The sequence below is a fragment of the Verrucosispora sp. NA02020 genome, from assembly GCF_013364215.1.
Lineage (GTDB): Bacteria > Actinomycetota > Actinomycetes > Mycobacteriales > Micromonosporaceae > Micromonospora.
Window position 1 is genome coordinate 5,257,790 of sequence record NZ_CP054923.1, and the last position, 14,086, is coordinate 5,271,875.

At 67.6% G+C, this 14,086-nt stretch carries 22 protein-coding genes; all 22 read left to right on the forward strand.

What is annotated here, in order from left to right; translation table 11 throughout:
* The first annotated feature begins 60 nt into the window (after positions 1–60).
* Complete coding sequence (locus HUT12_RS23030; protein WP_176094690.1) at positions 61–225, forward strand: hypothetical protein; 165 nt, start codon at positions 61–63, stop codon at positions 223–225.
* Complete coding sequence (locus tag HUT12_RS23035; RefSeq protein WP_176094691.1) at positions 222–548, forward strand: hypothetical protein; 327 nt, start codon at positions 222–224, stop codon at positions 546–548. Before HUT12_RS23030 ends, HUT12_RS23035 begins: the two co-directional genes overlap by 4 nt.
* 152 nt (positions 549–700) lie before the next feature.
* A complete protein-coding gene (locus HUT12_RS23040) occupies positions 701–1,492 on the forward strand; it encodes a hypothetical protein (protein ID WP_176094692.1) in 792 nt (263 codons plus the stop codon).
* A complete protein-coding gene (locus HUT12_RS23045) occupies positions 1,489–2,100 on the forward strand; it encodes a hypothetical protein (protein WP_176094693.1) in 612 nt (203 codons plus the stop codon). Before HUT12_RS23040 ends, HUT12_RS23045 begins: the two co-directional genes overlap by 4 nt.
* Positions 2,101–2,110: 10 nt before the next feature.
* Positions 2,111–2,476 (forward strand): hypothetical protein, encoded by a 366-nt coding sequence (locus HUT12_RS23050; RefSeq protein WP_176094694.1) that lies wholly within the window; start codon positions 2,111–2,113, stop codon positions 2,474–2,476.
* Positions 2,473–2,910 (forward strand): hypothetical protein, encoded by a 438-nt coding sequence (locus HUT12_RS23055; protein WP_176094695.1) that lies wholly within the window; start codon positions 2,473–2,475, stop codon positions 2,908–2,910. The genes HUT12_RS23050 and HUT12_RS23055 overlap by 4 nt, the downstream gene beginning before the upstream one ends.
* Complete coding sequence (locus HUT12_RS23060; protein WP_176094696.1) at positions 2,907–3,935, forward strand: hypothetical protein; 1,029 nt, start codon at positions 2,907–2,909, stop codon at positions 3,933–3,935. The genes HUT12_RS23055 and HUT12_RS23060 overlap by 4 nt, the downstream gene beginning before the upstream one ends.
* A 282-nt stretch (positions 3,936–4,217) precedes the next feature.
* Positions 4,218–4,472: a hypothetical protein gene (locus HUT12_RS23065; RefSeq protein ID WP_176094697.1), complete on the forward strand. Its 255-nt coding sequence runs from the start codon at positions 4,218–4,220 to the stop codon at positions 4,470–4,472.
* A gap of 95 nt (positions 4,473–4,567) precedes the next feature.
* Positions 4,568–5,023, forward strand: coding sequence for a GIY-YIG nuclease family protein (locus tag HUT12_RS33375; protein WP_368660301.1), 456 nt, complete (start codon positions 4,568–4,570; stop codon positions 5,021–5,023).
* Between the two features lie 135 nt (positions 5,024–5,158).
* Entirely contained in the window at positions 5,159–5,620 is a 462-nt protein-coding gene (locus HUT12_RS23075; protein WP_176094699.1) for a DUF6221 family protein, read from the forward strand.
* Entirely contained in the window at positions 5,617–5,985 is a 369-nt protein-coding gene (locus HUT12_RS23080; RefSeq protein ID WP_176094700.1) for a hypothetical protein, read from the forward strand. Before HUT12_RS23075 ends, HUT12_RS23080 begins: the two co-directional genes overlap by 4 nt.
* Positions 5,979–6,272 carry a hypothetical protein gene (locus HUT12_RS23085; RefSeq protein ID WP_176094701.1) on the forward strand — a complete coding sequence of 98 codons (294 nt, stop codon included), beginning with the start codon at positions 5,979–5,981 and terminating at the stop codon, positions 6,270–6,272. The genes HUT12_RS23080 and HUT12_RS23085 overlap by 7 nt, the downstream gene beginning before the upstream one ends.
* Positions 6,269–7,111: a hypothetical protein gene (locus HUT12_RS23090; RefSeq protein ID WP_176094702.1), complete on the forward strand. Its 843-nt coding sequence runs from the start codon at positions 6,269–6,271 to the stop codon at positions 7,109–7,111. The genes HUT12_RS23085 and HUT12_RS23090 overlap by 4 nt, the downstream gene beginning before the upstream one ends.
* A complete protein-coding gene (locus HUT12_RS23095) occupies positions 7,108–7,437 on the forward strand; it encodes a hypothetical protein (protein ID WP_176094703.1) in 330 nt (109 codons plus the stop codon). The genes HUT12_RS23090 and HUT12_RS23095 overlap by 4 nt, the downstream gene beginning before the upstream one ends.
* A 118-nt stretch (positions 7,438–7,555) precedes the next feature.
* On the forward strand, positions 7,556–8,299 hold the full coding sequence (locus HUT12_RS23100; protein WP_176094704.1) for a hypothetical protein: 744 nt from the start codon (positions 7,556–7,558) through the stop codon (positions 8,297–8,299).
* Positions 8,296–8,697 (forward strand): hypothetical protein, encoded by a 402-nt coding sequence (locus HUT12_RS23105; protein WP_176094705.1) that lies wholly within the window; start codon positions 8,296–8,298, stop codon positions 8,695–8,697. Before HUT12_RS23100 ends, HUT12_RS23105 begins: the two co-directional genes overlap by 4 nt.
* A 114-nt stretch (positions 8,698–8,811) precedes the next feature.
* Positions 8,812–8,985, forward strand: coding sequence for a hypothetical protein (locus HUT12_RS23110; RefSeq protein ID WP_176094706.1), 174 nt, complete (start codon positions 8,812–8,814; stop codon positions 8,983–8,985).
* A 295-nt stretch (positions 8,986–9,280) separates the two neighbouring features.
* The gene (locus tag HUT12_RS23115; protein ID WP_176094707.1) at positions 9,281–9,508 is read left to right on the forward strand and encodes a hypothetical protein; all 228 of its coding nucleotides are present in this window, start codon (positions 9,281–9,283) and stop codon (positions 9,506–9,508) included.
* A 36-nt stretch (positions 9,509–9,544) separates the two neighbouring features.
* Complete coding sequence (locus HUT12_RS23120) at positions 9,545–10,183, forward strand: hypothetical protein (protein WP_176094708.1); 639 nt, start codon at positions 9,545–9,547, stop codon at positions 10,181–10,183.
* Positions 10,184–10,195: 12 nt separating this feature from the next.
* Complete coding sequence (locus HUT12_RS23125; RefSeq protein ID WP_176094709.1) at positions 10,196–11,656, forward strand: hypothetical protein; 1,461 nt, start codon at positions 10,196–10,198, stop codon at positions 11,654–11,656.
* A 17-nt stretch (positions 11,657–11,673) separates the two neighbouring features.
* Positions 11,674–13,398: a hypothetical protein gene (locus HUT12_RS23130; RefSeq protein WP_176094710.1), complete on the forward strand. Its 1,725-nt coding sequence runs from the start codon at positions 11,674–11,676 to the stop codon at positions 13,396–13,398.
* Between the two features lie 78 nt (positions 13,399–13,476).
* Complete coding sequence (locus HUT12_RS23135; protein WP_176094711.1) at positions 13,477–13,800, forward strand: hypothetical protein; 324 nt, start codon at positions 13,477–13,479, stop codon at positions 13,798–13,800.
* Positions 13,801–14,086 lie beyond the last annotated feature (286 nt).

A 14,086-nucleotide genomic window follows, 5' to 3' on the forward strand; every position in this document is an offset into this window, starting at 1 on the left:
GGTTTGGCGACCGGCGCGGTGGCCTGCTGGGAGGTGTCGGCGGGTTTTCCGGGTGACGGCATGACCCGGTACGTGTGCGCCGTCCACAAGCGGGCTGCGGTCGGCCTGGTGGGGATGGCCGGCACGGTGCGGGTGTCTCCGACGAACGTCGAGTACTGGCGGCGGCGGCAGGCCGAGGTTGTTGCGCTGCCGGCCCGAACCGAACCGATCGGGGAGGCGGCGTGACCAGATCTCGCATCACCGTCTGGCACTGCGACGCCCAACTGTGCGGGCTGAGCGCACCAGAGGACACCAAAGGGTGGACCGACGTCATCTACACCCACGGCTGCCCGCACCACGGCGACGTTATCGCCGCGCACAGGGCCACGCTCTCCTACGAGACGCGCGGCCGGGGAAGCCGAGAGGTCACCACCTGGTATCTGCGGTGCGCGTGTGGTTGGACGCCGCGCCCGCAGTGGGCGAAGCACAGCGCCCGGCTGCTGCATGACGCACACCTGGCCCACGTTCACGACCAGCCAGTGCTAGGAGAGACGGAGGTGGGCCAGTGATCGCGGACCTTTCGCCCCGCAGCAGGTGGCACCCCGACAGGTGGAGCCCCACCGCCAGCCCCCTAGCCACCCCCGACCGACCCCAAGTAGGCCAGATCATCGCATGGCGGTACGCGACATGGCGTGTCCTCGAAGTGACCCCACGCGCCGACGTGGACCTGAGCGACGAAGACCGCACCACCATGAACGGCTGGAAGCCCGAGTACCGCGACAGTGCCCGCCCGTACACGCTGGTGATCCGCCACGAACGCGGCCCCATTCTGATCGGCCAGCCGCAGCGCCTCCACGACGGCACCATTACGGCACACCTAGGCATTCCTGCCGGCCGACGCCGGTCGTGGCACATCGTGGACGAGCGGTACGCGGTGTGTGCCTGCTGCAACCATCCGCACCCGTGCCAGGAGTACGCCATGGAACGGGTCGCGGACGCGGAGGCCGACAGGCTGGCGAGACTGCTGGACTCGCATGCCCCCGGTGTGTGCATGGCGTGCCGTGAACCGGTCACCACCCGCCAGAAGGTGATCGTGTTTCCGGAGCCGTCGCCGCTGGTGCCCGGCGCCCCCGGCCCCACCTTTCACGCAAACCGCTGGGCGTGCTGGGCTGACGCCCGCTCGTACGAGCTGGGGAAGCGTCTACCCGCCCACCCGAACGCGGCCCGTCTCGCCTCCTGCCCTGGGCTGCTGTTCAGGCATGAGGGCAGCGGGCGGGAGGAGTGCACCGCCGAACGGTTGTGCACTGGCCTTCACGGGCCGAACGGCAACCGGGGCATGTCCTGCTTCACCCGCACCTACATGTTCGGGGTGAACGGCGGCTACCCTCGGCCGCCGTCGGACTGCGGGTATCGGCAGCACGGTGCCTGCTTGGGCGCGGACGTGAGTTTGGGTGGCCCGGATCCGTTCACGGTGGGCGACGAGATTGACCGCAACAGTTGGAGCCGTCGGTGACCGCCCCGGTGTGGTCGACGGTGACGGTGACAGGTCACCGCCCGCAGGACATCCCCGGGACCGCCCACGGCTGGGTTCGCGCCGAACTGGCCCGGGTTGCCGTCAAGCTGCGTGACGGGCACGGCATGACCACCGGCATCACTGGTATGGCGCTCGGCTCCGACATGTGGTGGGCGGACGCCCTCCACCGGGCCGGCGTGCCGTTCGTAGCGCACATTCCGTTTCCGCAGCAGCCCGACCCGTGGCGGCGCCGCAACCCGGAGGCGGTCACCGAGTGGCATCGCCTGCGTGGGCTGGCCGACCGGGACCGAGAGGTCGTGTACGGGGATCTCGCCGGGCTGGCCGAGCATGCCCGCAAGCGGGTGGTCGGGCGGCTGCTGCACGAACGCAACGACGGGATGCTGCGCGCATCCGACGCGGTGGTGGCCGTGTGGCGTCCGGACAAGCGGGACGGCGGCACCTACTCGGCGCTCGTGAAAGCACACCGTGCCGGTCTGCCGGTCGTGCACATCAACCCGCTCGCCCGGACTGTCACGGTGCCGTCGGCGGCCCGTCTCGCCGCACTCCTGCACCCTGGCAAGCCTCAACCTCTACCCCTACCAGCCTGAGGAGGCATCCATGACCGACACGACCACGCCGACGGATCCACTGCGCGACCACCTGCACCACATGATCGCCGCCGTTGCGCAACGCGAGTACGAAGACTCCATCACGACACCCGGCGCGGTCGCCCACGCCGCACACCTCGGCTCCCGCATCGCCGCCGAAGTGCTGTCCCTGTTCGACACCGACATGGATGAGCAGTGGGAGGTTCGCGGCACCGACCCGGACTTCGCCAGCGACAGGTGGACGTCCTACCCGGCCAACCGAGGTGACGCGGCACGGATTGTCCGGCAGGCACGTACGAAGCCGGGATGCTCCGCCGACGCCTTCCGCGTGTTGGAGCTGCGGACGATCGGCGAGAAGATCGAGGTGACACCGTGAGCGACTACAACGAGCGCGCCCTGTCCGCCCGGTGGACGGCTGTCGTCAACGATGAGATCGGCGGATGGGCTGTCAGCATCGACGGCCGCACCCCCGCCGATGGTGGTGTGATGGCCGCCGACGGCCTGACCCGCGAGGTGGCCGAACACATCGCCAACCTGCACAACCAGTGGCTGGCCATCCGCACGGCGACAGTTCGTCCCGGAACCGCTGTGATGCGCGGCGATCGGTACGAGGTCACGCCGCTCGTCCTGCCGCCGCTCGACGTGGATCAGTTCATTGAGCGTCACAGGCAACTGGTGGCCGCGTTCGATGTGCCTGCGCCGATAACCCGGCAGCAGATGCTCGCCCGTCTCGGTTGGGACGGCGATGTTGCCCGCTGCACTGCCCCCGACTGTGGGCGCACCAACCAGACACGCGAGGAGACGCCGTGACCGACCCCACCGCTGGCCTTGTCGCCAGCCGTAGAGGCGTCCGAGTCGACACCGAAACCGGCTGGTCGTCGGTCGTCGCCACCGACGCCGACGACTGCGACCGGCTCGCCGCAGCCTTCACCGCCATGGCCGCCCGGCTACGTGAACGCCCCGACGTGGTGGCCACATGGGACAAGCTCACCGACCTGGACGTAGGCGACGCCGCCCGCGACGACATCCCCGAGGCGATGGTTCGCGCGGACGAACGGGAACAGCTCGCAGAAGCAGGACGGCTACTGCCCGACGCCGACCGGTTCGAGCCGACCGAACGATCCCGACCGCCGCTGCCGCCATACACGGGCGACCAGCGCCGCCACGCGCTCGCCTTCAACGCCCTCAGTGGAGCCCTCAGTGCGGTTGACCGGTTCGTGTCCCTCAGCGAGCGGCAGTACATCACCACCGTCGTGCTGAACGCTGTAGACGGCGACCAGCAGGCGTCGGCCGTAGGGCGCTGTGGTGACCTCGCGCCCTCGATCAGTCACGCGCCTCGGCAGTCGTGCATCCTGCCGTCCGGACATCCCGGATGGCATCGCGGCGACGGGTATCCGTTCCCCGCCGAATGGGGAGAGGTGGAAGTCGCAGCCGGGCGAGACGGAACCGACGACCGGGCATGCCCATCATGTGCCCGCCCCGGCGTCGTGAACCCCGACCTGACGGTCACCCCACACAACGTGCTGGGACTCACCTCACCATGCGACGCCCAGCCGTCGCTGGTGCCCAACCGCGCACCCCGGTTCCAGGTCACCCCGCTCACGGTCGACGGCACGCACTCCGAGTACATCGAGCGGTTTCGCGGCATGGCGGCAGCTCTGAACCTTCCACCGGCCGGTGGCCTGTGCGGTGCGCCCGGCGAATACTGGCCAACCGGCAACATCCGCATCGACCTCGAACCCTGCGACCGGCCCGCCGGACACGACGGCAAGCACCACTGGCCGACGCCCGCGAAACTGCCGCCCGACCTTCCGCCACCGGTGAATCCGGACTGATGGACACGCCGCTGCTGCCGGGCCCAGACCGCCCGCGCCGGACCTGCCGATCCTGCCGCCGCCCCGTACCGAAGGGGCCGCTGGTGGATGGGCTCGGCAGCAGTTGCGCCCGCGACCACGGCCTCATCCCAGCCGCAGCACCCAAGCCGGTGTGCGCACCGCAGACCGGGCCGACGCTGTTCGACTGGCAGGCCGAAAACGGGGCCGAAATGGGGTACGCGAATGGTCAACAATGAGCCGCCCCGCGTGCTATATGCGGCACACAACAGATACAATAGACGGGTGCCGACCAGCGAAAACGCCACCCTCACCGCACTACGCAAGGTCGCCGATCCGGTAGAACGCGCAGCCGCATGCCAGCAGTTCATCACCAACGGGCGGGCCACCATTCGGGCCGTGCAAGAGTTGCGGGACGTGTCGATCCGTGACGCCCGCAAGACGGCACATCCGGACGCGAGCACCATCGACGGGTTCGCCGCCCGTATCCGAGCCAAGAGGAACGTGATCGTGGACGCGCTACGCCGGTCAGGCCGGTGACACTCTTGGGAATCATTAACGCGAACCGTTGCGTTGGCAGCCGCAAGGGGCAGAGGTGCCGCAACCCCGGCGTTGAGCACCCGTGCGGCATACCCATGTGCTCTCTACACTTCAACGAACTCAACGACTACTTCCTGTCGCGCTACCTGTTGCAGAGACAGGGCGAGAAGCCGTGCAGTGAGTCCCCCAGCACATCTGTCGTCTACTACATTGGCGACCCGCCAACCCAGCACGTAAAGATCGGCACAACGATCGACTTGACTCGCAGGTTCAGCAGACTGCGCATCAATCGACCAGGCATCAAGCTGCTGGCGGTGGAGCCTGGCGACCACCGTTTGGAGGCTCGCCGTCACCGTCAGTTCGAGCACCTGCGTGTGGTCAAGCGAGGCCAAGGCGGCGAGATTGAATGGTTCCGCAAGGCACCCGAGCTTATGGAGTTCATCGGCGGTCGGCGCTTCAAGCATGGTGACCCATGGCAGCACGAGGCAGTGTTGCGGCCTAGGGAGACTGTGTTGCGGAAGGTTCAAGCCGCTGCGGGAGGGTCGAAATGATCCGCATCCTGCTCGCGTTCGCACTACGGAACTGGAAGAAGGGGTGGCGGCCGTGAGCTTCCTCGACTGGCTCAGCGAGAGGTTCGACGACATCGCCCGTGGGCTCCACGGCGGGATCGAAAGGTGGTGGCTCGGATGACCCACGATCTGACGGTGTGGCTGGATGGGGTGCTCGACCGCATCGAGCAGCAGACCCAAGTCGTAGCGACCGGTGGGCGCTGGCACTACAGCGGAAGCGACACCATCGGAGCGTGGACGCTCTACGACGAGCATTGGTCCATCGCCACCATGAATGTCTACGACACCAAGGCGTACAACTACAGCGAACGGATGCCCGCAGCCCGAAACCCGGACTACATCAACCCGGACGCCATCGGCCAGCACGCAGCCCAAAACGATCCGACCCGCGTTCTCCACCGCATCGCCATCGACCGCCGCATCATCGCCGCCCACCCGGTCGGCGAGCACGGTTACTGCACCAACTGTTGGGCGGACAGCCAGGTGCGGTCGGTGGATGCCCCGTGCCCGACGTTGCGGCTGCTCGCTGCGGCCCACGACACCGAGCCCGGCTACCGCACCGAATGGGGGCCGCAATGATCGAACTGGCGGCCATCTGGCACCGACTCACCCACCGGCACATCGCACTGGGCGAGCCTGACGTCGGTACCATCGCGCTCTGCGGACATCGGCTCACCGGCCGCATCTGCTGCGCCACCGTAGACGTGGACGACAAACCCAGTTGGCGTGTACGCAACCCCAACGCCGAACAGGTGACCCGGCTGGCCGCCGCGCCCACAGCAGCCGAACTACGTCGGAGGGTGTGGGCGATCTCGCTGGACATCCCGAAACCGCCCGACGGGCAGATATGGCATCGGCCTGCCCGACGGTTCGGGCTGGCCGCACGCTACGGGCTTGCGCTCGGGTTGGTTCTTGCGGTCGTTCTAGCGTGGTGGCTGTGGTGACCGACCCGACGGCCGTGTGGCTGTTCAACCAGCCCACCTACAGGCTCAGGAAGGCGCTTCTCGACTGGCTGCGCGCCAACGGCCTAGACCCCGGCTACATCCCCCACGACGCCACGATCGCCGTCAACGAACAGGCCAACACCGTCACCGCCGATGTGTGGAACGTCCGTGGTGGCGCACTGATCGTGCACGGCAACGAGGTGGCCCGATACTCGATGACGGTGCCGCTGCTGGTGCAGCCGCCCGCCGAAATCCTCCACCGCCTAACCATCAAGGAGGCCCGGTGAGCTACATCGCCTTCCACACCCGCGAGCAGACCGGCTACATCTCCGGCTCCGAACGAGCCCACGTCGACATCCTCGTACGCAAAACCGCAGCCCAGCACCGCCGTAGCGTATTCGGCCACGACAGTCCTGACCGACCTTCACTGCTGCGGAAGGCCGTCAACTGGCCCGGCGACACCACCCGCAGCAACCGGTTCGACCAGTGGTCAGACACCCACATCGCCGTCTCCCACGACAAAGGTCTTCACGCCATCCTGCCCGATGGGCCAACCGCCGAGACCCTGCTCAACATCGACCTGAACACAGTCATCGCCCACGGCACCCCTGCCGTCCAATTGGTGGCCCGAATCTCCGGGCAGTGCGAAGTGCACGCCTTCGTGGAAGGCACTGACCGGGCATGGTTCGCCGACCATATCGACGCTGCCACCAACGCCGGTGTTCTCCGCCGCGACATGTCCTGCTATCCGCTGCGCGCCGACAACCCCAACGGCTGGACCGAGGTCGCCCAACTGGTCCGGTCCACGGACAGCGGACCCATCGTCATGTCGTACTCGGTATGCGACGGCTTCCCCAACCGTGAGACCGCCGCATGGCCCGACAGCCTGCCCGACCAGGATGAGAACCCTGACGACTTCGACGCCGCCGAACAGGTGTGGATGGCGCTGTCCCCCGCCGAGCGGTGGGATCAGGCAATGGCCGGACTTCGCCGCAAAGCCGAAACGGCGTGGCTGCTGCGCATCAGCCCCGACAACCTCGGCACGGCCGCGTTCGGTACGGAAACCCCGCTCACCTGGCACGACATTGCCGCCGCATGGCAAGGCGAGACGGTGGGTGCACGGTGACGGGCTGGATTGAGCGCGGCTGGACCGACCGCGACGGCAACAACTGGATAACCACCGCCGACGGCGCACGTTGCCTCGGTCCAAGCCGGTTTCGTTACCAAGAGCACGGAGTCACGATGCCAATTCGCCGACGCGTCAACAACTTGCGGCAGCGCCTCGCCAACTGCATCGCCCCAACCCGCACCTACGAGGTCGTCATGAACGAGGGGCAAGCCGGAGGGGTCCCGCTCGCTCGCGTCGTCTCCCGCAATGGCGCAGGCGACGTCTACACCATCCGCGAGGTCTACTCGCCGAAGCGTCCGTTCTGGCTCCGACGTAGGCGTTGACACGAGACGGCGGCCCGTTCCCTCCCCGGACCGGACCGCCGCCCACCATCACCCCTCGCCCACCAAGGTCAGGGTGTCCCCACCAGCGTAACCAGCAACGACCGGGGGGACCACCAGCATGAACGACATCACCGACAGCGGACGGCACTGCGCCTCCGACACCCGCTGCCGCGCATACGACCACACCACCAACCCGCCCACCGCCGCACCCGTCACCAGCGTTCCCCTCTGCGACCCCTGCCTAGCCGGTGGAGAACGCGACACCCGTGCACTCGTCTACGACTACGTGGACCTCGAACAGCTACAAGCCCCGTCACTGTCACAGGCGTTGAACATGCAGCCCATCGGCAAAGCCGCACCACCCATGCCACTCAACGGGGCCGCCGAAGCCCTACAGGCTGAGATCGTGCACGTCGCCACCACGTGGGAAGAAATCATCCGCGACCACACCGGACTCCCCCCACGCCCCGAGAGCGCCCGCCGGCCCGGCCGGCAGCTTGACGACGCCATCCGCATCCTCCTGCCCCGCCTCCGCCAACTCGCCGCACTACCAGCCGCCGACGTGTACCCCACCGGCTGCGAAGACCAGCCCACCCCGCTTGAAGGCTGGGAAGCCATCCACCACCTCCAACACCTTCACCAGCGTGCACGCGGCATGCTCGGCCGCACCCACCGCACCACCCACCTCCCCGGCACCTGCTCGGGCTGCGGACAAGACCAGCTACACCGCGACGAACCACGCCACCCCGAAGACCCCTGCGACGTGTACTGCGCCGCATGCCACACCACCTGGCCCCACGACGACTACCAGCAGTACGTCACCCAACTCGTCTGGCCCAACCGCAGCCGGGCGGCAGCATGAACCCCGACCTCGACAAACAGCCCGGCCGCAACCGCTGGCCCCACCCCGGCGACAACCCCCTCGTTCGGGCACGCAAAATCGCCCACATGTACCGGGCCCGGCTTCGCGCCCTCAACACCGACGCCTGCGACGACGCCGACGCCACCGCACAACAGTTCGGCGAAACATGGGCGGTCCCCAAAGTCGTCACCGCCCACGACGACGACCTACTCGACCCCGCCGACGCCGCCGACTTCCTGTGCACCTCCACCGCCAACATTCGCCGCCTCCGCCTCGCCGGCCGACTCAACGGCGAGCACACCGACAGCGGCTGGCGGTACCGGGTAGCCGACCTGAAAGACCTGCAACAGAATCGGCCGCGCGCAAGCGTTGAGAGAGTTGCAAGAGTCGAGGCGTAAGGGATACTCTGCGCACCAGCACCGAAGGTGTCTCTTCGGAGCTGATTCGGACTTTCGCCAAGGCCCGCCAAACCTCACGGTTCGGCGGGCCTTCGGCCATTCCAGAGGGCCGACATGGCTGCCGATGATCTGCACGTCACCCCCACCGGTGACCTCATCGCCCACGACACCACCGGCGACTGCCCCTGCGGGCCCCAAGTCGAACGTGTCGCACGCGACGACGGCCCCGACGGCTGGCTGCACATCCACCACAGCCTCGACGGACGCGAGCGTAAGGAGCCGCAGTGAACATCTACAGCCGCCACACCACCGTCGGCATGCCCGACACGCAGCATGAGCAGTGCCTCACCTAGCTGCGCGACCTCGGCCTCAACCCCGAAGACTTCGGCGTTCCCTTCGCCATCGGCTACCAGCCCGACGGCTGGTACCTGCACCTCTCCGAGATCCAGTACGACGAAGACGGCAACACGATCATCGACCACGCTAAAGGCCAGGTCGCCACTCGGCCCCGTATCGTGCGGATCCCGCCCGACGTGGAGTGGCCCGCCTGGCTAGACCCGGCGAAGGAAGAGAACGTCCCCGAATGAGCGCTGACCCGCACCGCGTGCCCCTCTCCAAGGTGCTCGACTTCCTCCGCGACCTCGGCCTGGATCCCGTCGACCCGGCGACCCTCCGCAGCGTCACCATCGGCCCAAGCTGCAAAGTCGAAGTCGTTCGGCACCGCCTCGACGATGACGGCCACAGCTACACGGTCCGCCACGGCGAAGTTGCCACCGAAACCGTCACCCTCGCACTCGACCCCGACGCCTGACCGCCCGCCAAACCGTTCCAAAGGTGGTGACTGGTCATGGCAACAGCGGATCAGCCCACCGGGCATGGCAAGCCCAAATGCGGCGGCAAGCGGCGCGGCGAAGGAGCCGGACAGCTCTGCACCCGGCCCGCAGGCTGGGGCACCGAACACCCCGGGACAGGCCGCTGCAAAATGCACGGCGGATCCACGAAGTCCCACAAGGTGGCCGGGCAGAAGGCGCTCGCCGAGCAGGCCGTGAAGACGTTCGGGCTGCCCCGTGAGATCGACCCGCGCGATGCCCTGCTGGAAGAGGTGCATCGCACCGCCGGGGCTGTCGCGTGGCTGCACGAGCAGGTGCAGGCGCTCCGGGCCGAAGACGTGGTGTGGGGCAAAACCGAGGAAGTCGACAAGCAGTCGAGCGAGTTTCCCGGCGTCGACACCACCAGAGCCGCCACAGTCAACGTCTGGGTAGAACTGTGGCGGGCCGAGAGGTCGCACCTGGTCAAGGTGTGCGAGAAGGCCATTGGGGCGGGCCTCGAAGAGCGCCGTGTGCGGCTCGCCGAGCAGCAGGGCGCCATGTTGGCCGGGGTTATCAAGGCCATCCTCGGCGACTTGGATCTGTCGCCTGAGCAGCAGACGAGGGCGGCTCAGGTGGTTCCGATCCGGTTGCGTTCGGTGTCTGCTGCTGCCGTGTAGCGGGAGGTCGCGATGACGGCCTCACTGTTCGCGCCGAGCGCTAACCCGTTCGAGGTTGCGGCCCGCATGTTCGAGCCGCCGCCTGTGTCCCCGTACCTCAACGACCCGGTCGGATGGGTGCGGGACAAGCTCGGTGAAACGCTGTGGAGCAAGCAGCGCGAGGTGTGCGAGTCGGTCGTTCACAACCGCAAAACGGCCGTCCGGAGCTGCCACAATGCGGGGAAAAGTCGCGTTGCCTCCCGAATCGCAGCCTGGTTCATCGACGTGCATCCGCCCGGCGAAGCATTCGTGGTTTCCACCGCGCCGACCTACGCCCAGGTGCACGCGATCCTGTGGGAAGAGATCCGCAACGCGGCGAAGACAGCCGAGGCGCGCGGCAACCCGCTGCCGGGGCGGGTGCTCGGGTCGGATCAGTGGAAGCTCGACGACGGCACCCTGATCGGATGGGGCCGCAAACCCGCCGACACCGACCAGCACGGCTTCCAGGGCATCCACCGCCGCTACATTCTGGTGATCGTCGATGAGGCGTGCGGTGTGCCCCGCCAGTTGTGGACGGCCGTTGAGGCGATCACGACAGGCCAGAACGTCACCATCTTGGCGTTGGGGAACCCGGATGACCCGAACACCGAGTTCGCAGACGTGTGCAAGCCGGGGTCGGGCTGGAACAGCATCCGAATCTCCGCGTTCGACACTCCGAACCTGAGTGGCGAGGACTTCCCGGACGAGTTGCGTCCGCTGATGCTCGACCCCGACTGGGTGGAGGACAAGCGGCGTCGGTGGGGTGCCGAGTCGCCCCGCTACGTGTCGAAGGTTCTCGGCGAGTTTCCTGAGATCGGCAACGATGTGCTGATCCCGCCGGCCTTGATTCTGGCCGCGCAGCAGCGCAGTGCCGAGCCTGGCCCGTGGGCGGTGCTGGGCGTGGATGTGGCCCGGTACGGTTCCGACCGCACCATCTTCTGCCTGCGTCGCGGCCCGGTGGCGCGCATTGTCGGCGACCACGCCATGCAGGCCACCACGGAGACGACCGGCAAGGTTGTGCAGGCGAAACGCGACCACGCGGTGGATGAGATCCGCGTGGATGGCGTCGGCATTGGTGGTGGCGTTGTTGACCAACTGTTGGAACTCGGCCACGACGTGGTTGATATGCAGGCTGGTGCCGCCGCCGTCGACTCCGAGCATTATCTGAACGCACGTGCTGAGTGGTTTTGGGGTCTCCGTAGCAGGTTCGAGTCGGGCGACATCGATCTTGATCCGGATGACGATGAACTCGCCGCGCAGCTCGGGTCGCTCAAGTACAAGTTCACGTCGCGGGGTCAGATCCAAATCGAGTCGAAGGATGAGATGCGGAAGCGTGGCCTGCCGTCGCCGGACAAGGCTGACGCGTTAATGCTGACCTCAACCGCGACGCCGCCCACGTCGGAGGATGTGTACGAGGACGCCGACGACGCCGAGTTCGGGATTTCGCTCGTGTAGCTCGCTGGGGGTGACGGGTGTCTGAGACCGCTGTCGCCGAGGTTGCCCCGTCCGCTGAGGTGGCGTTGCAGGCGAAGATGCAGACGCTGCTCACCCGGTTGGAGCAGGAGTCCAACAACAACGAACTGTTGCAGGAGACGGTTGCCGACCTGCAACGGGCCCTGTACGAGCCGGGCTGGATTCGTCTGACCGCCCAGGGTGAGCACGAGTTTTCGCCTGAGGCGATGAAGCAGATGAGGGCGATCTGCCGCCTGTTTGCGATCAAGTCGCCGCTGATCCGGCACGCCCTCAACCTGCGCAGCTCGTATGTGTGGGGCCAAGGCGTGGAGATCACCGCCCGCGCGAACGGGCGGGAGGATGGGCAGCAGGATGTGCAGGGCGTGGTCCGGGCGTTCCTGGATGATCCGTCGAACCAGCGCACGCTAACCGGGGCCAACGCAAGAGACCAGCTTGAGACGTTCGGGTTGGGCTGCGACGGCGAAGTGTTTTTCGCCCTGTTCACACGTCCCGCTACTGGGCGGGTGCAGACGCGGGTGTTGCCGGCCGACGAAATCGCCGAGATCATTTCCGACCCCGAGGATGCGGACACCCCGTGGTTCTACCTGCGGAAGTGGACGCACATCGGCCGCGACCAGCACGGCAACGAGGTGCGCGAGAGCCGCGAGCGGCTGTATCCGGCGATCGACTACCGACCCAAGTCGAAGCCCGCAACCTACGCCGGCAGGCCGGTCGACTGGTGGTCGCCGGTCCTTCACGTGGCCGTGAACCAGCCGCTCGGTTGGCGGCGCGGTATACCGGACGCGTACCCGGCCATCGACTGGGCGAAGGCGTACAAAGAATTCTTGGAAGACTGGGCCCGCCTGATGCGGTCCCTGTCCCGGTATGCGTGGAAGGCGTCCGCGCCGGGCGGCCGGAACGGTGCCGTGCGGACCCGCCTTGCCGCGCCACCGTCACGGGATCCCGCATCCGGCGAACCCAACCATGCCGGGGCGACGGCGATCCTGCCGCCCGACGTGCAGCTCGAAGCCGTGTCCAAGTCGGGTGCGACACTCGACTCCGACTCGGGTCGCCCCCTAGCCGCGATGGTTGCTGCCGCGCTCGGTATTCCGGTGACGATGCTGCTCGGGGATCCGGGCATCACCGGCAACCGGGCCACCGCCGAAACCCTGGACGACCCCACCGAGCGGGTCATGATCCAACGCCGGGATGTGTGGACGGCCGAGCTGCACCGCATCCTCCGCTACGTGATCGCCGCATCCGTGGAGGCACCCAAGGGGCGTCTCACCGGGTCTGTGGCCGTGGACGACTGGGGTCAGCAGGTCATCCGCCTGGACGGCAACACCGACACGACGATCGACATCGAGTGGCCGCGTCTCGATGACGTGGACATGCGCGACGTCGTGTCGGCGGTTGTGGAGGCGTCGGGTACCGGCACGGTGCCGCCTGAGGTGGTCGTGCGGCTGCTGTTGACGGCGCTTGGTGTGCGCAGGGTGGATCAGATCGTGGAGCGGCTGACCGGCGGCGACGGCGAGTTTCTGTGGCCGCAACCGCCGCCCCTGAACACCCCGTCGGGGGCTGCGCGGGTTGGTGGGGATCCTGCCGCGTCAGGCCCGGGTTCGATGCGCCCCGACGACGGCGATGACGAGCCCGACGAACCGCCGGTGGAAGAGGCGGTCGAGCAGCTTGCGCTGCCGATCCCCGCACCACCAGGCAAGGGCAGGCGTACCCGCAGGCGGGGGTGATGAGTCGTGTGGCGGCATCTACAGCAGCACCTCGGGATTACCCAGGTGTTGACGGCACTGCACAGGCAGGAGATCAGGATGGGCAAGCTCAGCGACGAACTCGAAGACATCAGCCGCCGACAGGAGGGCATCCGCGACGCCATCAACGCGTCGACCGCGAACGTGCGGGCTGCCCTGGAGCGGCTGGAAGCTGAGGTGGAGGGTCTGCGTGAGGGTGAGCTGACCGACGAGCAGCAGGCCCGCGTGGACGCGATCAAGGAGCAGGCGGATGCGATCCGTGCTGCCGCCGAGGCTGCCGATGACGGCTACGAGCCGCCGGTGGTGGAGCCCGCCCCCGTGGAGGGTGTGGAGGGCGAGCCGGAGCCGGGTTCGGTGGCGGACCGGGAGCGCGGCGGCATCTGACCGATGCCGAGTCGTGCCGGGGTGGCCGTGCGGATCGGCCACCCCAACACCCGCGTGAAGGTGGCCGGGGGAGCCAAATCCCCGACCATGCTGCGGCCTCACAGCGGTTCGTCGATCCCGATCAGGCGTAGCCGACTTCGATAGTAGGCGCGCCCGGGGGTGACTGGTGGCTGTCACCGCCCGCACCCTGCAACTCATCCGGGTCATGCGAACCGCTGTCGGCGACCATGCGGACGACGCCGTACGTGAACTCGCCGAGCAGTGGGCGCAAGCGTGGCAGCGCATC

Bases quoted from the DNA above. Each gene is read 5' to 3' on its own strand.
- HUT12_RS23115 (WP_176094707.1), top strand. From the start codon at position 9,281: ATGAGCGCTGACCCGCACCGCGTGCCCCTCTCCAAGGTGCTCGACTTC.
- HUT12_RS23110 (WP_176094706.1), top strand. From the start codon at position 8,812: ATGGCTGCCGATGATCTGCACGTCACCCCCACCGGTGACCTCATCGCC.
- HUT12_RS33375 (WP_368660301.1), top strand. From the start codon at position 4,568: ATGTGCTCTCTACACTTCAACGAACTCAACGACTACTTCCTGTCGCGC.
- HUT12_RS23105 (WP_176094705.1), top strand. From the start codon at position 8,296: ATGAACCCCGACCTCGACAAACAGCCCGGCCGCAACCGCTGGCCCCAC.
- HUT12_RS23135 (WP_176094711.1), top strand. From the start codon at position 13,477: ATGGGCAAGCTCAGCGACGAACTCGAAGACATCAGCCGCCGACAGGAG.
- HUT12_RS23100 (WP_176094704.1), top strand. From the start codon at position 7,556: ATGAACGACATCACCGACAGCGGACGGCACTGCGCCTCCGACACCCGC.
- HUT12_RS23080 (WP_176094700.1), top strand. From the start codon at position 5,617: ATGATCGAACTGGCGGCCATCTGGCACCGACTCACCCACCGGCACATC.
- HUT12_RS23030 (WP_176094690.1), top strand. From the start codon at position 61: ATGACCCGGTACGTGTGCGCCGTCCACAAGCGGGCTGCGGTCGGCCTG.
- HUT12_RS23075 (WP_176094699.1), top strand. From the start codon at position 5,159: ATGACCCACGATCTGACGGTGTGGCTGGATGGGGTGCTCGACCGCATC.
- HUT12_RS23050 (WP_176094694.1), top strand. From the start codon at position 2,111: ATGACCGACACGACCACGCCGACGGATCCACTGCGCGACCACCTGCAC.
- HUT12_RS23125 (WP_176094709.1), top strand. From the start codon at position 10,196: ATGACGGCCTCACTGTTCGCGCCGAGCGCTAACCCGTTCGAGGTTGCG.
- HUT12_RS23120 (WP_176094708.1), top strand. From the start codon at position 9,545: ATGGCAACAGCGGATCAGCCCACCGGGCATGGCAAGCCCAAATGCGGC.